The 20,254-nt window shown below is 60.4% G+C and carries 18 protein-coding genes; 17 read left to right on the top strand and 1 reads right to left on the bottom strand.

All coding sequences use genetic code 11. From position 1 onward, the window contains the following. The first annotated feature begins 580 nt into the window (after positions 1–580). The 8 genes from mraZ to murD all read left to right on the top strand — a co-directional run bounded on the left by mraZ (position 581) and on the right by murD (position 9,920). The gene (gene mraZ / locus PH5382_RS01775; RefSeq protein WP_058332610.1) at positions 581–1,048 is read left to right on the top strand and encodes a division/cell wall cluster transcriptional repressor MraZ; all 468 of its coding nucleotides are present in this window, start codon (positions 581–583) and stop codon (positions 1,046–1,048) included. Between the two features lie 3 nt (positions 1,049–1,051). Continuing rightward, complete coding sequence (rsmH, locus tag PH5382_RS01770) at positions 1,052–2,044, top strand: 16S rRNA (cytosine(1402)-N(4))-methyltransferase RsmH (protein ID WP_058332609.1); 993 nt, start codon at positions 1,052–1,054, stop codon at positions 2,042–2,044. Further along, positions 2,041–2,403 carry a cell division protein FtsL gene (locus PH5382_RS01765; RefSeq protein ID WP_058332608.1) on the top strand — a complete coding sequence of 121 codons (363 nt, stop codon included), beginning with the start codon at positions 2,041–2,043 and terminating at the stop codon, positions 2,401–2,403. The genes rsmH and PH5382_RS01765 overlap by 4 nt, the downstream gene beginning before the upstream one ends. Then, complete coding sequence (locus tag PH5382_RS01760) at positions 2,400–4,184, top strand: peptidoglycan D,D-transpeptidase FtsI family protein (protein ID WP_058332607.1); 1,785 nt, start codon at positions 2,400–2,402, stop codon at positions 4,182–4,184. The genes PH5382_RS01765 and PH5382_RS01760 overlap by 4 nt, the downstream gene beginning before the upstream one ends. 44 nt (positions 4,185–4,228) lie before the next feature. Continuing rightward, positions 4,229–5,728: a UDP-N-acetylmuramoyl-L-alanyl-D-glutamate--2,6-diaminopimelate ligase gene (locus tag PH5382_RS01755; RefSeq protein WP_231751768.1), complete on the top strand. Its 1,500-nt coding sequence runs from the start codon at positions 4,229–4,231 to the stop codon at positions 5,726–5,728. Beyond that, positions 5,725–7,119: a UDP-N-acetylmuramoyl-tripeptide--D-alanyl-D-alanine ligase gene (gene murF / locus PH5382_RS01750; RefSeq protein ID WP_058332606.1), complete on the top strand. Its 1,395-nt coding sequence runs from the start codon at positions 5,725–5,727 to the stop codon at positions 7,117–7,119. The genes PH5382_RS01755 and murF overlap by 4 nt, the downstream gene beginning before the upstream one ends. Before the next feature lie 36 nt (positions 7,120–7,155). Further along, complete coding sequence (mraY, locus tag PH5382_RS01745; protein ID WP_058332605.1) at positions 7,156–8,238, top strand: phospho-N-acetylmuramoyl-pentapeptide-transferase; 1,083 nt, start codon at positions 7,156–7,158, stop codon at positions 8,236–8,238. A 284-nt stretch (positions 8,239–8,522) separates the two neighbouring features. Continuing rightward, entirely contained in the window at positions 8,523–9,920 is a 1,398-nt protein-coding gene (gene murD, locus PH5382_RS01740) for a UDP-N-acetylmuramoyl-L-alanine--D-glutamate ligase (RefSeq protein ID WP_058332604.1), read from the top strand. A gap of 216 nt (positions 9,921–10,136) precedes the next feature. Here the strand turns inward: murD and PH5382_RS01735 are convergent, their stop codons facing one another. Beyond that, positions 10,137–11,318: a BaiN/RdsA family NAD(P)/FAD-dependent oxidoreductase gene (locus tag PH5382_RS01735; RefSeq protein ID WP_058332674.1), complete on the bottom strand. Its 1,182-nt coding sequence runs from the start codon at positions 11,316–11,318 to the stop codon at positions 10,137–10,139. 198 nt (positions 11,319–11,516) lie between these two features. Between PH5382_RS01735 and ftsW the strand changes: the two genes are divergently transcribed. From ftsW to PH5382_RS01690, 9 genes are all read left to right on the top strand, one after another. Continuing rightward, positions 11,517–12,686: a putative lipid II flippase FtsW gene (gene ftsW, locus PH5382_RS01730; RefSeq protein WP_058332673.1), complete on the top strand. Its 1,170-nt coding sequence runs from the start codon at positions 11,517–11,519 to the stop codon at positions 12,684–12,686. A gap of 39 nt (positions 12,687–12,725) precedes the next feature. Beyond that, on the top strand, positions 12,726–13,817 hold the full coding sequence (locus tag PH5382_RS01725; RefSeq protein ID WP_058332603.1) for a UDP-N-acetylglucosamine--N-acetylmuramyl-(pentapeptide) pyrophosphoryl-undecaprenol N-acetylglucosamine transferase: 1,092 nt from the start codon (positions 12,726–12,728) through the stop codon (positions 13,815–13,817). Positions 13,818–13,819: 2 nt separating this feature from the next. After that, positions 13,820–15,235: a UDP-N-acetylmuramate--L-alanine ligase gene (gene murC / locus PH5382_RS01720; protein WP_058332602.1), complete on the top strand. Its 1,416-nt coding sequence runs from the start codon at positions 13,820–13,822 to the stop codon at positions 15,233–15,235. 39 nt (positions 15,236–15,274) lie between these two features. Next, on the top strand, positions 15,275–16,486 hold the full coding sequence (locus PH5382_RS01715; RefSeq protein ID WP_058332601.1) for an APC family permease: 1,212 nt from the start codon (positions 15,275–15,277) through the stop codon (positions 16,484–16,486). Beyond that, positions 16,483–16,728 carry a DUF2484 family protein gene (locus tag PH5382_RS01710; RefSeq protein WP_058332600.1) on the top strand — a complete coding sequence of 82 codons (246 nt, stop codon included), beginning with the start codon at positions 16,483–16,485 and terminating at the stop codon, positions 16,726–16,728. The genes PH5382_RS01715 and PH5382_RS01710 overlap by 4 nt, the downstream gene beginning before the upstream one ends. Then, positions 16,725–16,970, top strand: coding sequence for a DUF2484 family protein (locus PH5382_RS01705; RefSeq protein WP_058332599.1), 246 nt, complete (start codon positions 16,725–16,727; stop codon positions 16,968–16,970). Before PH5382_RS01710 ends, PH5382_RS01705 begins: the two co-directional genes overlap by 4 nt. 175 nt (positions 16,971–17,145) lie before the next feature. After that, entirely contained in the window at positions 17,146–18,069 is a 924-nt protein-coding gene (gene murB, locus PH5382_RS01700; protein WP_058332598.1) for a UDP-N-acetylmuramate dehydrogenase, read from the top strand. 386 nt (positions 18,070–18,455) lie between these two features. Continuing rightward, positions 18,456–19,376 (top strand): D-alanine--D-alanine ligase, encoded by a 921-nt coding sequence (locus tag PH5382_RS01695; RefSeq protein WP_058332597.1) that lies wholly within the window; start codon positions 18,456–18,458, stop codon positions 19,374–19,376. Further along, positions 19,364–20,254, top strand: a complete 891-nt coding sequence (locus PH5382_RS01690; RefSeq protein WP_058332596.1) for a cell division protein FtsQ/DivIB — start codon at positions 19,364–19,366, stop codon at positions 20,252–20,254. Before PH5382_RS01695 ends, PH5382_RS01690 begins: the two co-directional genes overlap by 13 nt.

The raw sequence follows: 20,254 nt of genomic DNA, 5'->3' as shown, positions 1-20,254 counted from the left end.
GTTATTCACAGGATGCCCTTGGAACATAGGCGGAACATGTCTATCTAGGGCGTGAAGTCTTCCCTCTGCATAGGTCTTTTCCTGCCTTCTGGGAGTAAAAAATGCGTTTTTTTTGCACCCTAGATATTGTGTCTAAATATTGCGTCACTCCCATTTGTGCTAAAAAACCCCATATTTTGACCCTTTTTCGCCACGGTTTTTCTGAGGCTGAATTCTCCGTGGTGCGGAATTCCCGGATGGTGGGTTGCCAGACCATGAATTCCCATAGTATCCCTTATTCATCGGATGCAGCGGAGAGCACATAGGGGCGCCAAAGACCCCAAGCTCATAATAATAAGCAGGTTTCATACAGGCCTTCACTTCATCCGAACAATGAGAGATCCGGCGCGCGGGCGAGCAGACATCCCCCCAGGTGGCGTGCGCAGTCGGACACCCCCGCTCAGCGGGAATAGGGAGGCGGGTTGATCAGTGGCAGCAGATCAGCCCGCCCCTTTTACTTTCTGGGGTTGAAATGCGCCGAAGGCGCGCAAAAAGGGACAGTAGTTTGGGCCGCAGGTTCAGAGGCGAAAGCCACCATAAGGTGGATGCAAAGGGGCGGGTCTCGATTCCAGCCTCCTTTCGTCGTGTGATCGAAGCGAGTGATCCAAACTGGAAGTCCGGCGAAAGCCCTGAACTGGTGATCGTATACGGAGATCACCGCCGCAATTACCTGGAATGCTACACAATGGAGGCGATCGAGGAAGTCGACGCCAAGATTGACGCATTGCCGCGTGGCTCGATGCAGCGCAAACTGTTGCAGCGCATGTTCCACGGCCAGTCTTTCCCGACAACGGTAGACGAGACCGGCCGCCTGGTGCTGCCCGCCAAGCTGCGCAATAAGATCGACCTCGACAAAGAAGCCTTCTTTATGGCCGCAGGCGACACCTTCCAGATCTGGAAGCCCGAAACCTACGATGAAGAAGAGCTGGCTCAGACCGAGAAATGGATGGATGACCTGCCAGAGGACTTTGATCCGCTGGAGTTCCTAGATGGCGCCGGAGGCGCGTGAAGAATGACAACGGACCGCAACACCTCCTCCGGTCCCCATGTTCCGGTCCTGCTGCGCCCGCTGTTGAAAGCTGTGGCGCCAGTATCCGGGCGTTGGTTGGACGGCACATTCGGGGCAGGTGGCTACACCCGCGGGCTGCTTGAGGCGGGCGCGGATCAGGTGATCGGCGTTGATCGGGATCCGTTGGCATTTGAACTGGCCCGCCCCTGGGCCGCCGAATACGGCGACCGTCTGGTGCTGCAAGAGGGCGTGTTCTCGCGTATGGATGAATATGCGCAGGACCTTGATGGCGTGGTGCTGGACCTTGGAGTTTCCTCCATGCAGCTGGATATTGCTGAACGGGGCTTTTCATTCATGCGGGACGGCCCGCTGGATATGCGGATGTCACAGTCCGGTCCCTCGGCTGCGGATCTGGTCGCAGACCTGACCGAGGTGCAGCTGGCTGATGTTCTGTTTCACTACGGTGAAGAACGCGCCAGCCGCCGAATCGCCAAGGCCATCGTTGCCGCCCGCGCGCTAGAACCAATCACCACGACATTGCAACTTGCCAAGCTGGTCGAGGGCTGCCTGCCACGGCCAAAACCCGGCAAATCGCACCCCGCCACTCGCAGCTTTCAGGCGCTGCGCATCGCGGTGAACGCCGAATACGAAGAGCTGTTCAACGGGCTGTTGGCGGCCGAGCGCGCGTTGAAACCGGGTGGTTTGCTGGCGGTTGTAACCTTTCATTCCGTCGAGGACCGTATGGTCAAACGGTTCTTCCAGCACCGGGCTGGCAAAACTGGACGCGCCAATCGCTATGCTCCGGAAATGGAAGAGAGCCCGGCGCAGTTTGAACTGGTCACTCGCAAGGCGGTTGGCCCCGATGATGACGAGCTGGCGGAAAACCCGCGTTCTCGGTCGGCACGCCTGCGGGTGGGGCGGCGCACCAGTGCTGCGCCGACGCCGATCGGTGCACGGGATCTCAGCATGCCGCAGCTGAAAGATGACCGTCGATGAAAAGCCTGCTGTATGTTGCTACTGCTCTGGCGGTTTTTGGGCTGGCCTTCTGGGCCTATCAGGAAAACTACGCCACCCAGCAGGTGCTGAAGGAAACCCGCGGGCTGCAACGTGAAATCGGTGCAGCACAGGTGCGGCTCAGCGTGTTGCGGGCCGAATGGGCCTATCTCAACCGACCGGATCGGCTGATCGAGCTGGCAGAGCTGAACTTCGAACGACTTGGCCTGCTGCCGCTGCGCCCGGACCAGTTTGGGCGCGTGGATGAGGTCACCTATCCGGTGCAGCCAGCCCTGCAAATCACCCAAGGAGTAGATGTTTCTGGTCTGAATGCGGCCTCGGGTGAGGAGGTGCGTCCATGATCCGTAAGCCGTTGCGCCCACTGGCGCGCATTTTGGATGCCCGTGCCAAGGGGGAAAACCCCGACAGTATTGAAAAGGAAAACATCCGCGAGCGTCACGAAGAGATGCAGCTGAAATCCCGTCAGCGCGCCGAGGGGCGTTTGCTGGTGTTGGGGGTGTTTTTCCTTTGTGCCTATGCTGCCGTTGCGGGCCGCATGGGTGTCATGGCCACCTCGGAGCCACGTGAGCCGGTGGCGAGCGTGCCCGGCAGCGCCATCGCCATGCAGCGCGCCGATATTGTCGACCGCCAAGGCCGCATTCTGGCGACGAATTTCGAAACCCATTCGCTTTATGCTCAACCACGGCAGCTGATCGATCCACTCGCGGCTGCCAAGGGGCTGGTAGAGATCTTTCCGGATCTGGATCAGGATCGTCTGCTTGCGGATTTTACCGGCAAGCGCAAGTTTCTGTGGATCAAGAAGAAAATCAGCCCCGAGCAGAAACAGGCGGTGCATGACATCGGCGATCCTGGCCTGTTGTTTGGCCCGCGCGAGATGCGCCTTTATCCCAATGGCAGCGTAGCCGCCCATGTGTTGGGCGGTGCCGGCTTCGGTAAGGAAGGCGTAAGCGCGGCCGAGGTGATCGGTGTCGCTGGGGTTGAAAAACAGTTCGATACCTACCTGCGTGATCCGAGCAATGGCCGCAAACCGCTGGCGCTCTCGCTGGATCTGACGGTGCAGGCTGCCGCCGAGCGGGTGCTGGATGGCGGCATGAAGCTGATGGGCGCCAAGGGCGCGACTTCAATCCTGATGGATGTGAAGACCGGCGAGGTGATCTCGGTGGTGTCGCTGCCGGATTTTGATCCCAATGAACGGCCACGCGCGCCTGCAACCGGGTTTGATCCATCGGTCAGTCCGCTGTTTAACCGTGCGGTTCAGGGTGTTTATGAACTGGGTTCCACCTTCAAGATCTTTGCAGCCGCGCAGGCGGTGGATCTGGGGCTGGTGAACCCCGAAACGGTGATCGACACCCGCGGCCCACTGCGGTGGGGTAAATTCGCAATCCGGGATTTTCGAAATTACGGCAACGAGTTGTCGGTGACAAAGATTATTGTGAAGTCTTCTAACATCGGCACCGCACGTCTGGCGCAGCAGATCGGTGCCGAACGTCAGCGCGGCTTTCTCGATGATCTGGGGATGCTGGAAGCAACGCCTTTTGAGATCGTCGAGGCCCAGGGCGGCAAGCCCCTGTTGCCCAAAAACTGGTCGGAGCTTTCGGCGATGACCATTTCATATGGCCACGGAATTTCCACCACGCCGATGCATCTGGCGGCTGGCTATGCGGCCATTGCCAATGGGGGACACTATGTGAGCCCCACAATTCTGAAACAGGACGGCCCCCAGCTGGGACGCCGCATCATGTCGGTTGAGGCCGCTGATGCCGCGCGCATCATGCTGCGCAAGGTTGTGACCGAAGGCACTGCCAGTTTCGCCCGCGTGCCCGGCTATCAGGTTGGCGGCAAGACCGGCACCGCAGACAAACCAAAGCCGCGTGGTGGCTATTACGAGGACAAGGTGATTGCTACCTTTGCCTCGATGTTTCCGGCGCATGATCCCAAATATGTACTGGTCGTGACCCTGGATGAGCCCTCAATCATTGCGCATGGTGAAGAACGCCGGACCGCAGGTTGGACTGCGGTTCCTGTGGCCGCCGAGATGGTCGGCCGTCTGGCGCCGCTCTTGGGTCTCAGACCACAAGTTGAACCTGCTCAGGTGACTGGTATAACCCTCACCTCAAACTGACCCGGGACCTGATCCCGGGCCCTGAAACCTGGTGAGGGCCGCAGATGCAGAGCAACCCCGACATGAACCCGCCATCCCGCCCGCTGAGCGAGCTGGGCCTGACCGCGCGGGGTGGCGCCGACCCGGTGATCGAGGGCTTGTCAGTCGACAGCCGCCGGGTTGCGAAAGGCACGCTGTTTGCTGCCCTCCCGGGCAGTCAGGTGCACGGCGCCAAATTCATTCCGGCCGCTCTGGACCAAGGGGCGACAGCTATTCTAACCGATGCCGCTGGCGCAAAGATTGCCGCGCAGCCCCTGGCTGACAGCCATGCCGCGCTGGTGATCGTCGAAGACCCGCGCCAAGCGCTGGCCTATGCGGCAGCGCTTTGGTTCGGGGTTCAGCCGCAGACCATGGTGGCGGTGACCGGAACCAATGGCAAAACCTCGGTGGCGACCTTTGTGCGCCAGATCTGGTGCGAGTTGGGCCATGAGGCCGTAAACCTCGGCACCACCGGGATCGAGGGCAGTTGGAGCCATCCGCTGGCCCATACCACCCCTGAGCCGATCACCCTGCACGCGGCCCTCGCCAAGGCGGCGACTGCTGGTGTGACCCATGCGGCGATGGAGGCCTCATCGCATGGACTGGACCAATGCCGCCTAGATGGGGTGCAACTTGCGGCGGCTGGATTTACCAACTTCACTCAGGATCATCTGGATTATCACGAAACATTCGAGGCCTATTTTGCCGCCAAGGCGGGCCTGTTTCGCCGCGTGCTGTCCGAGGATGGCGTGGCGGTGATCAACATGAATGATCCGCGCGGCGCGGAGATGCGCGCCGTGGCGGCTGCGCGGGGTCAAGAGGTGCTCAGCGTTGGGCGCGGGCTGGGGGATATCAGCCTGTCGGGGCAACGCTATGACGATACCGGGCAGGATCTGCGGTTCACCTGGCATGATCGCCCGTTTCAGACCCGGCTCAACCTGATTGGCGGCTTTCAGGCCGAAAACGTTCTACTGGCCTGCGGGCTGGTGATTGCCAGTGGCGAGGACCCCGAAGCGGTGTTTGAAACCCTGCCGCATCTGACAACGGTGCGCGGGCGCATGCAGCACGCGGCGCGGCGTGACAATGGCGCCTCGGTATTTGTGGACTATGCCCATACGCCGGATGCGGTGGCCACCGCGATCAAGGCTCTGCGCCCGCATGTGCTGGGCCGACTGGTGGCCATTGTCGGGGCCGGCGGCGACCGCGATGCCTCCAAACGCCCGTTGATGGGGCAGGCCGCGCATGACAACGCCGATCTGGTCATCGTGACCGATGACAATCCCCGCACCGAAGATCCCGCACTGATCCGGGCAGCCGTCAAGAGCGGAGCCCCAGATGCGCTGGAATTTGGCGATCGCGCCGAGGCGATCCTGCGCGGTGTTGACGCTCTGGGCGCAGGCGACGCCCTGCTGATCTGCGGCAAAGGTCATGAAAGCGGCCAGATCGTGGGAACAGATGTCTTGCCCTTTGATGATGTGGAACAGGCCAGCATGGCGGTGGCAATTTTGGACGGAAAAGCAATATGAGCGCGCTTTGGACTGCGGCAGAGGCTGCAACAGCCACTGGAGGCACTGCCCAAGGTGACTGGCATGTTTCGGGAATTTCGATTGATACCCGCACGCTCCAGGCCGGAGATCTGTTCGTGGCCCTGAAAGCTGCACGCGACGGTCATGATTTTGTGGCGCAGGCGCTGAAACAGGGGGCGGGGGCCGCGCTGGTCACGCACCGCCCTGAAGGGGTCAGCGAGGAGGCACCGCTGCTGGTCGTCGAAGATGTTCAGGCCGCCCTCGAAGGATTGGGGCAGGCGGCGCGGGCCCGCACAGGCGCGCGGGTCGTCGCTGTGACGGGCTCGGTTGGTAAAACCTCGACCAAGGAAATGCTGGCCTGCATGCTGGCGGATCAGGGGCGTTGTCACGCCGCTGTGGCCAGCTACAACAATCACTGGGGTGTGCCGCTCACCCTGGCGCGGATGCCGCGCGACACGGACTTTGCGGTGATCGAAATTGGCATGAACCATCCCGGCGAGATCGCACCGCTGGCGCGTCAGGCGCGCCCGCATGTTGCCATGGTCACCACGGTGGCTGCTGTGCATCTTGAGGCTTTTGAGGATGTTGCAGGCATTGCGCGCGAAAAAGCCGCCATCATGGAGGGGCTGGAGCCGGGTGGTGTGGCTGTGCTGAACGCTGATATCGCCGAGGCAGCAGTTCTGGCAGCGGCGGCCAAAAACTATGGAGTGCGCCACACTTGGTTCGGAGAAACTGCCGAAGAATACAAGCTTCTGACCACGCGGATCCTAGGGGAAGAGACGATTGCCGACGTGCAATGTGGGGACACTAGGATGGAGCTGCACATCCAGTCGCTGGGGGCTCATTTTGCCATGAACGCGCTCGGGGCTCTGGCTGCGGTAGCGGCATTGGGCGCAGATCCTGTGCGCGCGGCGCAGGTGTTGGCGCTCTGGTCGCCAGTCAAGGGGCGCGGGGCACGTGTCACCGTCGCACTTGCGGGCGGTGATCTGCTGATCCTGGATGACAGCTATAATGCCAATCCGACCTCGATGGCGGCTGCACTTGCGGTGCTGGCGGCTACTCCGCAACAGGCGTCAGGACGTAAGATCGCCTATCTGGGCGACATGGGAGAGTTGGGGCCGCAAGAGATTGCCTTGCATGCAGGTCTGGCAGATCTGCCCGCCCTGGATCAAATCGACCAAGTGCATTGCATTGGTCCTTTGATGGCGCATCTGCACGCAGCGCTGCCCAATGATAAGCGCGGCACGGCCTATGCATCCTCGGCGGATGTGCTGGCGGATCTGGCGGATCAGCTGAGCTGTGGCGATATTGTGCTGGCCAAGGGCTCTTTGAGTGCCGGTCTGGCCAAGGTCGTTGACGGCATCCGGGAATTGGGTCATGGCAAGCGCTAATCTTGAAACATATCTAAAGGCGAGGATCGATCCGAGATGCTCTATTGGCTGACGGCCCTGTCGGATGGCGGCGATTTTTTCAATCTGTTCCGCTATATTACTTTCCGCGCGGGCGGGGCCTTTATGACGGCGCTGCTGTTTGGGTTTCTGTTTGGCAAGCCGCTGATCAATGTGCTGCGCCGCAAACAGGGCAAGGGTCAGCCGATCCGCGATGACGGCCCGGAAGGGCATTTTTCCAAGGCAGGGACCCCGACGATGGGCGGCTTGCTGATTGTCGGTGCCCTGCTGAGCGCCACGCTGGTCTGGGCGCGTCTGGACAACCCGTTTATCTGGCTCGTTCTTTTTGTCACTCTGTCCTTTGCGCTGATCGGGTTTGCGGATGATTATGCCAAGGTGTCCAAGCAGAATACAGCTGGAGTGTCCGGGAAGGTCCGGCTGTTGCTGGGGATTGCCATCGCGGTGATTGCCGCGCTTTGGGCCAGCGCCTATCACCCTGTGGGATTGCAGAACCAGCTTGCGATGCCGGTGTTCAAGGACACATTGATCAATTTGGGCCTTTTTTATGTGCCCTTCGTGATCTGCGTGATCGTGGGATCAGCCAATGCGGTGAATCTGACGGATGGTTTGGACGGGCTTGCGATCATGCCGGTGATGATCGCGGGCGGCACGCTGGGTGTCATAGCCTATGCGGTTGGACGTGTTGATTTCACTGAATACCTTGATGTGCACTATGTGCCCGGATCGGGCGAGATTCTCATCTTTACGGCCGCACTTTTTGGCGCGGGTCTTGGTTTCCTCTGGTACAACGCGCCTCCGGCGGCGGTGTTCATGGGCGATACCGGATCGCTGGCGCTTGGCGGGGCGCTGGGGGCGATTGCGGTTGTTACCAAGCACGAACTGGTCTGGGCTCTTGTGGGCGGTCTGTTCGTGGTTGAAGCCCTGTCGGTGATTATTCAGGTGCTCTATTTCAAGTGGAGCGGCAAACGGGTGTTCCTGATGGCGCCGATCCATCATCACTATGAGAAAAAGGGCTGGGCCGAGCCGACCATCGTTATCCGGTTCTGGATCATCGCGCTGATCCTGGCGCTGATTGGTCTGGCCACGTTGAAGGTTCGCTAGGCCAAAGCAGCCATCGGGGCCAATTACGACAGCACCTGACAAAATTGCGATTTCAAAAGGGGAGGGTGCGTGCCTTCCCTTTTTTTGTTGCGTGACATGTTTGTGGCGCGATGTGGCTGGGTTTGGTTACGCCAAAGGGGGGCTCCCGCCAATTTCGACAGGCGGAGCCTGTTTGCCAATTGTTGGGCCCGGCAGAGGCCTTGCGGCCTCTGCGGTGGCACTTGCAAGTCCAGGCGCTGCGGTGCACTGTGCCGCCGAAATTTTGATCAAAGATGAGGTAGGCCATGATCCCGGTGCTGGGCTTTGAAGGCGCGACTGTTGCCGTTTTGGGATTGGGGCGTTCGGGACTTGCGACGGCACGGGCGTTGCTGGCAGGGGGCGCGACACCCGTGTGTTGGGATGACAATCCCGGGGCGCGGGATGCTGCCGAAGCCGAAGGGTTCGAGCTGCGCGATCTGCACCGGCAGGGGGCCTTTGACGATATCGCCGTTCTGATCACCTCGCCGGGTATTCCGCATCTGTACCCGCAGCCCAACCCGGTGATCCGTGCCGCGCTTGAGGCTGGCGTGCCTGTCGACAATGATATCGGGTTGTTCTTTGCCTCACTTCCGGCGCAGGGCTGGGACATGCTGGATCAACCGCCAAAGGTGGTTGCGATCACGGGCTCCAACGGCAAATCCACGACGGTAGCCTTGCTGCATCATATCCTTGAGACCGTGGGGCGTGACAGCCAGATGGCCGGCAATATCGGCCGCGGCGTGCTGGATATTGATCCGCCCGGGAATGCAGGCGTGGTGGTGCTGGAGCTTTCGAGCTATCAGACAGAACTGGCGCGCGCGCTGACGCCGGATATCGCCATACTGACCAATCTTTCGCCGGATCATCTGGATCGCCACGGCGGTTTGGGCGGCTATTTTGCTGCCAAGAGACGCTTGTTTGCCGAAGGAGGCCCAGACCGTGCTATTATTGGCGTCGACGAGGACGAGGGGCTGTTTCTGGCCAATCAGATGTCGCAGGCGGCCAGCGATGATCGGGTGATCCGCATTTCTTCTGCGCGCAAACTGACCGGGCCGGGCTGGCAGGTCTTCGCCCGAAAGGGGTTCTTGAGCGAATACCGCAAGGGGCGTCAGGTGGGATCAATCGATCTGCGCCAGATGATTGGCCTGCCGGGTGAGCACAATCATCAGAACGCCTGCGCGGCCTATGCGGCGGCGCGGGTCCTGGGGCTGGCGCCACGGGTGATCGAAGGCGCGCTGGCTTCTTATCCGGGACTGCCGCATCGCAGCCAGACCGTCGCCGAGGCGCAGGGCGTTCGCTATGTCAACGATAGTAAAGCGACCAATCTCGACAGTGCTGCCAAGGCCCTGAGCGCCTTCAAAAACATCCGCTGGATCTGTGGCGGCTTGGAAAAGGAAGGCGGGCTGGGCGCGCTGCAGGGACAGACCGGAAATGTACGCAAGGCCTATGTGATCGGCCGCGAAGCATCAAGTTTTGCCATGCAACTGGACGTCGAGGCTGAGGTCTGCACCTCAATGGCGACAGCCGTCGCGCGCGCCATGGCCGAAGCTGAACCCGGTGATGTGGTCCTTTTGGCGCCCGCTGCCGCCAGTTTTGATCAGTACGATAATTTCGAACAGCGCGGCGATGATTTCATTATCGAGGTCGAAAAAGGGCTGGACTGACCGTTTTTGAAAGCACTGGTTTTTTGGGTTCGTGAAGATTACGGCTCGGGTTCACCAAAACGGAATTCCGTTTTTGGATCTCCCACGCCTGTGTCCTTTTGTGACAGGAGCCTGCCCCTTTGTCCTGTCCGGTAAAAGGCAGGCGAGGGTGGCTACGAAACGGAACTCCATGGTGGCTGGGGTAGTGGCCGGGGATGCGCGAGGCGGAATGCGGCGCTAGCTGCGCGCGGCGATGGCGGTGCCTGTCGCATGGCCCGAAGCCCAGGCCCACTGAAAGTTGTAGCCGCCCAGCCAGCCAGTGACATCCACAGCTTCGCCAATGGCAAAAAGACCAGGACGCTGTTTTGCCTCCATGGTCTTGGAGGACAGAACATCCGTGTCGATGCCACCCAGCGTGACCTCGGCGGTGCGATAGCCTTCGCTGCCACCGGGAGTGAGGCGCCAGGTTTCAAGTTGCGTGCAAAGTGCTTGGAGTGCTGCGTCCGACTGATCGGCGAGGCGGCCTTCGATTTTGAACTCCTGCGCCAAGAAATCCACCAGCCGCCCCGGCAGGTGGCGGGCCAGTTCTGTGGTGAGTGCCCGGCGGCCTTGCAACTGGCGCTGATCGCGCAGCAGGGTGAACAGATCCATCGTGGGGATCAGGTTGGCGGTGATCTCTTCCCCCTCGTGCCAATAGGACGACAGCTGCAGAACCGCAGGGCCTGAGAGGCCGCGATGGGTAAATAGCAAGGCTTCGTCAAATTGCGCGCGCGCATTGGACAGACGTGTGGGCAGGGCGGTGCCAGCCAGGGCGGTGAAGCGGCCATCGGGAAAGGTGAAGGGCACCAGGCCCGGACGTGTGTCGATCAGCGGCAAGTCGAATTGACGGGCGATATCATAGGCAAGTCCGGTGGCGCCCATTTTTGGGATGCTTTTTCCGCCGGTGGCCAGCACCAGGTTCTTGCAACTGATCTGCTGGGGTTTGCCATCGCGCAGCAGGGTCAGATGATAGGTCTCACCCTCATGGCGAATTTTCTCGACCGAGGTCTGCAGCCAGAGGTCGGCACCGGCCTGCTGCAATTCCTCTACCATCATGGCCACGATCTGTTTGGCAGAGCCGTCGCAAAACAATTGCCCCAGGTTTTTTTCGTGCCAGGCAATGCCGTATCGATCGACTAGTGAGATGAAGTCCCATTGGGTGTATCGCGCCAGCGCAGATTTGCAGAAGTGCGGGTTCTGCGACAGGTAGTTTTCTGGCGTTGTGTCCAGATTGGTGAAATTGCAGCGCCCGCCGCCGGAGATGCGGATCTTTTCGCCCGGTGATTTGGCGTGGTCCAGCACAAGGCAGTCGCCACCTGCATGGGCTGCGCACATCATGCCGGCGGCACCGGCGCCAAGAATCACGGTTTTTTTGAACATGCTGCGCATCGACCACGGATGAGCCTTTGGCGCAAGGGTGTCGCTCGGATGGCTCGCATCTGGGCTCGCATATGGGAGAGGCGCGATTTCATGCCCGTTAACTATCTAGGGCTGGCTTGATGTGCAGTTTGCGGGTACTCTTTGCGCAATGACCCCAAAAATGGGGCTTATCTTGAGGCAAATAGCGGCGGTGTTCCCATGACTGAGATGGTCTATGGCGCGGTTCCTGTACCCACAGGTGAACCGATCCTTCCGAAATGGTGGCGGACCCTAGACAAGTGGTCCATGTCCTGCATTCTGATGCTCTTTGTTTTGGGGCTGTTGCTGGGGCTTGCGGCCTCGGTGCCGCTGGCCGAACGCAATGGCTTTGACAACTTCCACTATGTGCAACGGCAGGCCATTTTTGGCACCACGGCGCTGGCAGCGATGATCCTGACCTCGATGATGACACCGCAACTGGTGCGCCGCCTCGCGGTGATTGGTTTTGCCTGTGCTTTTGTCGCCTTGGCACTATTGCCGGTGCTGGGCACTGATTTTGGCAAGGGAGCTGTGCGCTGGTACAGCCTTGGCTTTGCCTCGCTTCAGCCATCAGAGTTTTTGAAGCCTGGTTTTGTGGTGGTGGCGGCCTGGATGATTTCATCCAGTCAGCAGATCAACGGTCCCCCCGGCACGCTGATTTCATTCGGGATCTGCATGGCGGTGGTGATGATGCTGGTGCTGCAGCCTGATTTTGGCCAGGCCTGCCTGATCCTGTTTGGCTGGGGGGTGATGTATTTTGTCGCCGGTGCCCCGATGCTGTTGCTGGTGGGCATGGCGGCCGTGGTGGTTTTGGGGGGTATCTTTGCCTATTCAAACTCGGAGCACTTTGCCCGCCGTATCGATGGCTTTCTCAACCCCGAGATCGATCCCACCACCCAGATGGGCTATGCTACCAACGCGATCCGCGAAGGCGGGTTGTTTGGTGTCGGTGTGGGCGAAGGCCAGGTGAAATGGTCGCTGCCGGATGCGCATACTGATTTCATCGTGGCCGTCGCTGCCGAAGAATACGGGCTGATCCTGGTGCTGGTGCTGATTGGGCTTTATGCCATGGTGGTTGTGCGCTCGCTGTTTCGCCTGATGCGCGAACGCGACACGTTCATTCGTCTGGCGGGTACCGGTCTGGTTTGCATGTTTGGCGTGCAGGCGATGATCAATATGGGTGTTGCGGTACGCCTGTTGCCGGCCAAGGGCATGACACTGCCCTTTGTCAGCTACGGCGGGTCTTCGCTGATTGCCGGCGGGATTGCGCTGGGGATGCTCTTGTCTTTTACCCGTGCCAGACCGCAGGGTGAGATCGCCGATTTCCTGCGTGCTCGCGGGCGCGGCTGATCACGACCCAAGCAAAGCCCAAGCAAAGATTGACATGACATGACACAGAAACTGCTCCTGATGGCGGCCGGTGGCACCGGTGGACATATGTTCCCGGCTCAGGCCCTGGCCGAGGCGATGCTGCGCAAAGGCTGGCGGGTCAAACTTTCAACCGATGCACGCGGCGCGCGTTACACCGGTGGCTTTCCGCATAGTACTGAGATTTCCGAGGTGTCTTCGGCGACTTTTGCCCGCGGTGGCCTGCTGGCCAAGGCCATGGTCGCCCCTAGGATCGCCGCTGGCGTGGTGTCGATGGCGCTACAGATGCGCCGGGACCGCCCTGATGCGGTGATTGGTTTTGGCGGCTATCCGTCGATCCCGGCGCTGGGGGCAGCGACGCTGCTGAAACTGCCGCGTATGATCCATGAACAAAATGGCGTGCTGGGTCGGGTCAATCAGCTGTTTGCGACGCGTGTGGCCGGGGTTGCCTGTGGCACCTGGCCAACAGATCTGCCGGACACAGTGCCGCATGAACATGTCGGCAATCCGGTGCGCGCCGCCGTGATGGAACGCGCAGGGGCCGGCTATATCGCACCCGGAGACTATCCGATGTCGATCCTGGTGATGGGAGGCAGTCAGGGCGCGCGCATTCTGTCGGATGTGGTGCCTGCCGCCATTGCAGCACTGCCGGAAGAGATCCGCAAATATCTGCGGATTTCGCATCAGGCCCGCGGCGAAGACATGGCGCGGGTGGCGGAATTTTATACCACTCACGGCATTTCTGCGGATGTGCAGCCCTTTTTCCACGATGTGCCCGCCCGGATGTCCGAAGCACAGCTGGTTATCTCGCGTTCAGGCGCGTCCTCGGTGGCGGATATATCGGTCATTGGCCGTCCGTCTATTCTGGTGCCCTATGCGGCGGCCACTGGCGATCATCAAACCGCGAACGCCCGTGGGCTGGTGGACGCGGGCGGCGCCATCCTGATCCCCGAAAGCGCGCTTGACGTTTCTGCGCTGGCGGCGCAAATCACCGCTGTTTTGAGTAACCCGCAGGCAGCGAACCAGATGTCGCTTGCCGCATTGAGCGCCGGTGTTCCCGATGCCACCGAACGATTGGTGGCCCTGGTCGAACAGCTGGCCGAGAAAGGATAAAGATGACCCCTGCAACCAAATTGCCCGGCGACGTTGGCCCGATCCATTTTGTTGGGATCGGTGGCATTGGCATGTCCGGTATCGCCGAGGTGCTGCTCAACCTTGGTTATGTGGTGCAGGGATCAGATCTGAAGTCGTCAAAGATCACTCAGCGGCTGGAAAAACTCGGCGCACTGGTTTTTGTTGGTCAGCAGGCGGAAAATCTGGCTGAGGCCGAAGTGGTGGTGATTTCCTCTGCCATCAAACCCGGTAACCCCGAACTGGACGAGGCCCGCCGCCGTGGCCTGCCGGTGGTGCGCCGTGCCGAGATGCTGGCTGAGCTGATGCGGCTGAAATCCAACATCGCCATCGGCGGCACCCATGGTAAAACCACCACCACCACCATGATGGCCGAACTGATGGTGGCGGGCAAATTTGACCCCACCGTGGTCAATGGCGGCATCATCCATGCCTATGGTTCCAACGCGCGCATGGGGCAGGGCGAATGGATGGTGGTCGAGGCTGACGAGAGTGACGGGACATTCAATCGCCTGCCTGCCACCATTGCCGTTGTCACCAATATCGACCCCGAACACATGGAACATTGGGGTGATTTTGACACGCTGCGGGATGGGTTTTACGAATTCGTCTCCAACATTCCCTTTTACGGCGTCGCTGTGTGTTGCACAGATCACGCCGAAGTGCAGGCGCTGGTTGGCCGCATCACGGATCGGCGCGTCGTCACCTATGGCTTCAATGCGCAGGCCGACGTGCGTGCCACAAATCTGACCTACAAGGCGGGCGTGGCGCATTTTGATATTCACCTACAGTCTGAAGGCCGCGTGATCGAGGACTGTAGCCTGCCTATGCCCGGCGACCACAATGTCTCCAACGCGCTGTCGGCGGTGGCCGTGGCGCGACATCTGGGCATGAAGGGCTCTGAAATCCGCGAGGCCCTGGCCAATTTTGGTGGCGTCAACCGCCGTTTCACCAAGGTGGGCGAGGTCAATGGCGTGACCATCATCGACGACTATGGTCACCACCCGGTTGAGATCGCAGCCGTTTTGAAAGCGGCGCGCCAGGCCATTGGCGACAACCCCGAGGCCCGCGTTATCGCAGTGCATCAGCCACACCGCTATTCGCGACTGTCAGATCTGTTTGATGATTTCTGTGCCTGCTTCAACGAGGCTGACGTGGTGGCTATTGCCGAAGTGTTTGCGGCCGGCGAAGATCCCATAGAAGGCGCCAGCCGGGACGATCTGGTCGCCGGATTGATCCGCCATGGTCATCGCCATGCGCGTGCCTTGCTGGACGAGGACGATCTGGAGCGGCTGGTGCGCGAACAGGCGCGCCCCGGCGATATGGTCGTATGTCTTGGAGCCGGGACAATCAGTACCTGGGCCAACGGCCTGCCGGAGCGGTTGAGCAAGAATACCTGAACGGGAAGTAAGCGAGCCCGCATATAAGGGAGACCCCAGATGACAGAGCCCCTGAAGCGTCGTATCGGCCTTGGCCTACTGACGGCCTATGGGGTGGGTGTCATGGTTGGGGCTGGCATTTATGTGCTGGTGGGCGCCGTGGTGGCCGAGGCGGGCACTCTGGCGCCGTTTTCCTTTTTGCTGGCAGGTCTGATCGCGGCGCCGACGGCGCTGTCCTATGCCGAATTTTCCTCGCGCCTGCCCGAAGCCGCAGGTGAGGCCGCCTTTGTCGGGCAGGGGCTGTCATCGCCGCGACTTGCAATCTTTGTGGGGCTTTCGGTGGTTCTGGCGGGGACTATTTCCGCAGGGGCTGTGTTGCGCGGTGGGGCCGGGTATTTTGCGGCCGCCACCGGTATCAGCCCCGATATCGCCATTCTGGCCATGGGGATTGCGTTGACGGCTGTGGCTGTTCTGGGTGTGCTGGAAAGCTTTGCGCTGGTCGCGGTCTTTACTGCGATCGAGATCGCCGGTCTTGCGCTGGTGATCTGGGCCGGTTTCGGTGCTGAAGTCACGCAGGACTGGAGTACGGCAGCGCCTGCCATCACAGCCCTTGCTCACCCGGCCGTGTTGACCGGAGTTTCCTTTGGCGCAGTGCTGGCGTTCTTTGCCTTTATCGGTTTTGAAGATATCGTCAACATGGCCGAAGAAGTGCGCCATCCTACCCGCGTCATGCCCCGCGCCATCATGCTGTCGCTGGCGATCACCTCGGTGGTTTATGCGCTGGTCTGTTGGGCGGCGGTTCGGGCGGTGCCCCTGCAGGATCTGGCTCAGTCGCAAAGCCCGCTGGCGCTGGTCTGGCAAGTAACCCAGGGGGGGAATGCGCATTTCCTGTCCAGTATTGCGGTTTTTGCCGCCCTTAATGGCGTGCTGGCGCAGATCGTCATGGCCTCGCGGGTGTTGTTCGGGCTGGGGCGTAGAACGGCGACACTGCATGTGTTTCGCCAGACACATCACCGCTTCGGCACACCTGTGCGTGCAACAGTGTTGATCGGCGGCGCGGTTGTGGCAGCGGCCTATCTGGTGCCCCTGTCGCAATTGGCCGAGATGACCTCGACCACCTTGCTGGCCGTGTTCATCCTAGTGAATCTGGCGCTGATCCTGCAAAAACGACGCGCGCCTGAGGCCTCCTTCAGGGTGCCGATGCTGGTCCCGGTTGTTGGCTTGCTGCTGTCGCTTGGTGCGTTTTCGACCGCGATTGCGGGAATGTTATGAGTGCGGCGGTTGCAATCGTCTGGGTATTTGCGACAACGGCTGTCGCCATGTTGCCGGTAGGGCGACATTACTATCCCGGACGTGTTCTGCTGTGCTTGGCCCCAGCGGTGATTATCTGGCTGGGGCTGGACTACGGCTGGGGCGCTGTTGCATTCGGGGTCTTTGCTGTGGGGTCGATGTATCGACGGCCAATCCGATACTATTGGCAAAAGCTGCGCCGCAGTGAGGAGCCCCCTGGATGACGCTTTCCTTGACACTGGCGGCCCTCTGGGCGCTGGCGGCGAATTTCCTGGGGATGTTGCCCAGTCGGGACAACCATTGGCGCCGCGCCTATGGGCTGATTCTTATAGGCCTGCCAATCCTGGGCTATGTGACATATGAAAACGGGCTCTGGTGGGGGCTTGGCGTGCTATGCGCCGGGATGAGCGTGCTGCGCTGGCCGGTGATCTATCTGATGCGCTGGCTTCGCCGAGGGCTGCGGTAAAGCACCCAACGGGAAAGATTAGGGCTGAGGCCCTCCGGGATCTGCGCCATGCAGCGCCAACGCGAACTGGCTTGGCCGTTCTGATTGCGCGTTGTCAATGCGCCGGGAACCGCGCTAAAGGCTGACGACAGAATTTCGGCCCAGTGTGGCCGAACGGCCAAAGGAGGGCTGTGGCGTGATTATTGAAGGGCTGCGTGGGAAACTCACCGCGAACCGGGATCTGTCCGGACTGACCTGGCTGCGCGTCGGTGGCCAAGCTGACTATCTGTTTCAGCCTGCTGATATCGCCGACCTTCAATTAGTTTTGCGCCAGCTGCCTGCGGATGTGGAGATCTTTCCTATGGGGGTGGGCTCGAACCTGATCGTGCGCGACGGTGGCCTGCGGGCTGTGGTGATCCGCCTGGGGCGTGGCTTCAACGGGATCGAGATCGAGGGCGATCAGATCACAGCGGGGGCGGCAGCGCTGGATGCGCATGTGGCCAAACGGGCCGCAGACGCCGGGCTGGACCTTTCTTTCTTGCGCACCATTCCCGGCTCTATCGGCGGGGCTGTGCGCATGAATGCCGGCTGCTATGGCAGTTACATCGCCGATGTCTTTGTGTCGGCGCAGATTGTCACCCGCACGGGTGAGCTGCTTGAAATCACCGCACGGGATTTGCAGTTTCAGTATCGCCAGACAGCTTTTCCCGCAGGCGCAGTTCTGGTGTCTGCCACCCTGCGCGGCACGCAGGCCGATCCGAAAAACCTGCATGACCGCATGGCGGAGCAGTTGAAAAAGCGTGACGAGAGCCAGCCCACCAAAGAGCGCTCTGCCGGGTCTACGTTTCGCAATCCTGCTGGGTTTTCCTCGACCGGGCGGGCCGATGATGTGCAAGATCTCAAAGCCTGGAAGGTGATTGATGACGCGGGCATGCGCGGCGCAAGGGTGGGCGGGGCCCAGATGAGCGAGAAGCACTCTAACTTTATGATCAATGCGGGTGGCGCATCTGCCGCAGATCTTGAGAGTTTGGGGGAAAAGGTCAGAAAAAAGGTTTACGCCAATTCGGGCATAACGCTAGAATGGGAAATCATGCGGGTCGGAGAGCCGCTGTCTGACTAACACAAAATGACCCCTAAATCCTTATCGTTTCAGTGTCTTGCGATGACGCTGCTATGCTTTGGGAAAATAGGGGCGGGTGCTGCAGGGCAGGGGCGATCTTAAACATGGTAAAGTACACGTTAATAACCCGGTAAGACATGCGGCGTTATGATGGCGTGACCGATCTCGTTTCGCAGTGGGGACTGGATCGGTGCAAAAAAAAGGATTTTCCCGGTGGAGCAGGCAGCCACAGGGGATCGGCGCAGGGCTGATATGGATCAGGGCTTGCGCCGGGCCGAAGAGAAAGACTGACGCCGGAAAACGGCGACCAAAGACAAAAACAATGCGGGCCAATTTCCGGCTCCAATAACCAAGGGCGCAAAGCCCGACAATTTTGAGGCGCTATCGTGGGTGAGTCGAGCGGAACACTCCCGAAAGTGGCGGTACTATTGGGCGGACCCTCAGCAGAACGTGAGGTGTCTTTGTCTAGTGGGCGTGAATGCGCGGCCGCGCTACGGGGCGAAGGATATGACGTAACAGAACTGGACGCGGGTCCGGATCTTTATGCGCATCTGATCAGTTGCAAACCGGATGTTGTGTTCAACGCCCTGCATGGTCGCTGGGGTGAAGACGGCTGCGTACAGGGTTTGTTGGAATGGATGGGTTTGCCCTATACCCATTCCGGGGTGCTGGCCTCGGCGCTGGCGATGGACAAGCAGCGTAGCAAGATGGTGTTCCAGGAGGCTGGCCTGCCAGTGATGGGCAGTGGCCTGTTTTCCAAGGCCGCCGTCATGGCAGGACACGTGATGGAGCCACCCTATGTGGTGAAGCCTAACAATGAAGGTTCCAGCGTTGGCATCTATCTGGTGCATGAGGCCGCAAACGGCCCGCCGCAGCTATCGCAGGATATGCCGGACGACGTGTTGGTCGAGGCCTTCGCGCCGGGCCGCGAGCTGACGACCACGGTGGTTGGCGACCAGGCTCTGGCGGTCACCGACATCCTGACGGATGGATGGTATGACTATGACGCAAAATACAAACCCGGTGGGTCCCGCCATGTGGTGCCTGCCGAGGTGCCAGATGAGATCACTCAGCTATGTCTCGACTATGCCCTGCGGGCGCATCAGGCTCTGGGATGTCGCGGCGTCAGCCGGACAGATTTCCGTTGGGATGAAAGCCGCGGCGCTGATGGCCTGATTTTGCTGGAAACCAATACCCAGCCGGGCATGACGCCGACCTCTTTGGTTCCTGAACAGGCAGCCTATTGCGGCATGACCTTTGGCCAGCTCTGTGACTGGATGGTAAAGGACGCATCATGCGGGCGTTGATGGGCAGGCTGCAGCGCGGCGACTCGCGCGCCGATCCGGCACCTTCGCGGCTGAAATATCGCCTGCAGCGCTGGATGTTGACGCCGGGCATTCGCTTTGGTCTGAAATTCGGTGTGCCGCTGTGCCTGTTGCTCGCTGCTGGTGGCGGTTTTCTTGCAGATGCAGGTCGGCGGGATCTGGTCGTGGCGCAAATCAATGCCGTACGGGCCGCTATCGAGGAGCGCCCTGAATTCATGGTCAATGTTATGGCCATCGATGGGGCTGGCGCCAGTGTGGCGCAGGATGTGCGCGAAGTGGTGCCGCTGGATTTCCCTATCAGCTCGTTCGATCTCGATCTGGGCCAGATCCGCGATCAGATCGAAGGTCTGGATCCGGTGAAATCTGCCAAGGTGCGTATTCGCCCGGGCGGTATTTTGCAGGTGGATGTTGAAGAGCGTGCGCCTGCTCTGATTTGGCGCAGTCACGAAGGTCTGGCGCTGTTGGATGAAACCGGCGCCCATGTTGCAGAGCTGGGTCAGCGCGGGCTGCACCCGGATCTGCCATTGATCGCCGGGCAGGCCGCAGACCAGCAGGCACACGAGGCGCTTCAGCTGATTGCAGCCGCCAATCCGCTGGGCACGCGATTGCGTGGTCTTGTCCGAATTGGTGAACGCCGCTGGGATGTGGTGTTGGATCGCGGTCAGCGCATCCTGTTGCCAGCCGACAGGCCGATCCCGGCGCTGGAGCGGGTGATCGTGGTGAGTGAAGTGCAGGACTTGCTGGAGCGCGATGTTGCGGTGGTGGATATGCGGATTGCGGCGCGGCCGACAATTCGAATGACGGAGAATGCAGTGGAAAACTGGTGGCGCATCAGAGAATTGAACGAAGGCGGGCTGTAA

It is taken from the genome of Phaeobacter sp. CECT 5382, from assembly GCF_001457775.1.
In the GTDB taxonomy this organism is placed as follows: domain Bacteria; phylum Pseudomonadota; class Alphaproteobacteria; order Rhodobacterales; family Rhodobacteraceae; genus Pseudophaeobacter.
This window is presented reverse-complemented; position numbering and strand designations above follow the sequence as displayed.

Excerpts from the sequence above, each read along its gene's own strand:
- PH5382_RS01735 (WP_058332674.1), bottom strand. The coding sequence starts at position 11,318 with ATGTTCAAAAAAACCGTGATTCTTGGCGCCGGTGCCGCCGGCATGATG.
- PH5382_RS01710 (WP_058332600.1), top strand. The coding sequence starts at position 16,483 with ATGAGTGCGGCGGTTGCAATCGTCTGGGTATTTGCGACAACGGCTGTC.
- PH5382_RS01760 (WP_058332607.1), top strand. The coding sequence starts at position 2,400 with ATGATCCGTAAGCCGTTGCGCCCACTGGCGCGCATTTTGGATGCCCGT.
- murC (WP_058332602.1), top strand. The coding sequence starts at position 13,820 with ATGACCCCTGCAACCAAATTGCCCGGCGACGTTGGCCCGATCCATTTT.
- mraY (WP_058332605.1), top strand. The coding sequence starts at position 7,156 with ATGCTCTATTGGCTGACGGCCCTGTCGGATGGCGGCGATTTTTTCAAT.
- rsmH (WP_058332609.1), top strand. The coding sequence starts at position 1,052 with ATGACAACGGACCGCAACACCTCCTCCGGTCCCCATGTTCCGGTCCTG.
- PH5382_RS01690 (WP_058332596.1), top strand. The coding sequence starts at position 19,364 with ATGCGGGCGTTGATGGGCAGGCTGCAGCGCGGCGACTCGCGCGCCGAT.
- murF (WP_058332606.1), top strand. The coding sequence starts at position 5,725 with ATGAGCGCGCTTTGGACTGCGGCAGAGGCTGCAACAGCCACTGGAGGC.
- murD (WP_058332604.1), top strand. The coding sequence starts at position 8,523 with ATGATCCCGGTGCTGGGCTTTGAAGGCGCGACTGTTGCCGTTTTGGGA.
- PH5382_RS01725 (WP_058332603.1), top strand. The coding sequence starts at position 12,726 with ATGACACAGAAACTGCTCCTGATGGCGGCCGGTGGCACCGGTGGACAT.
- PH5382_RS01765 (WP_058332608.1), top strand. The coding sequence starts at position 2,041 with ATGAAAAGCCTGCTGTATGTTGCTACTGCTCTGGCGGTTTTTGGGCTG.
- PH5382_RS01755 (WP_231751768.1), top strand. The coding sequence starts at position 4,229 with ATGCAGAGCAACCCCGACATGAACCCGCCATCCCGCCCGCTGAGCGAG.
- PH5382_RS01705 (WP_058332599.1), top strand. The coding sequence starts at position 16,725 with ATGACGCTTTCCTTGACACTGGCGGCCCTCTGGGCGCTGGCGGCGAAT.
- PH5382_RS01715 (WP_058332601.1), top strand. The coding sequence starts at position 15,275 with ATGACAGAGCCCCTGAAGCGTCGTATCGGCCTTGGCCTACTGACGGCC.
- ftsW (WP_058332673.1), top strand. The coding sequence starts at position 11,517 with ATGACTGAGATGGTCTATGGCGCGGTTCCTGTACCCACAGGTGAACCG.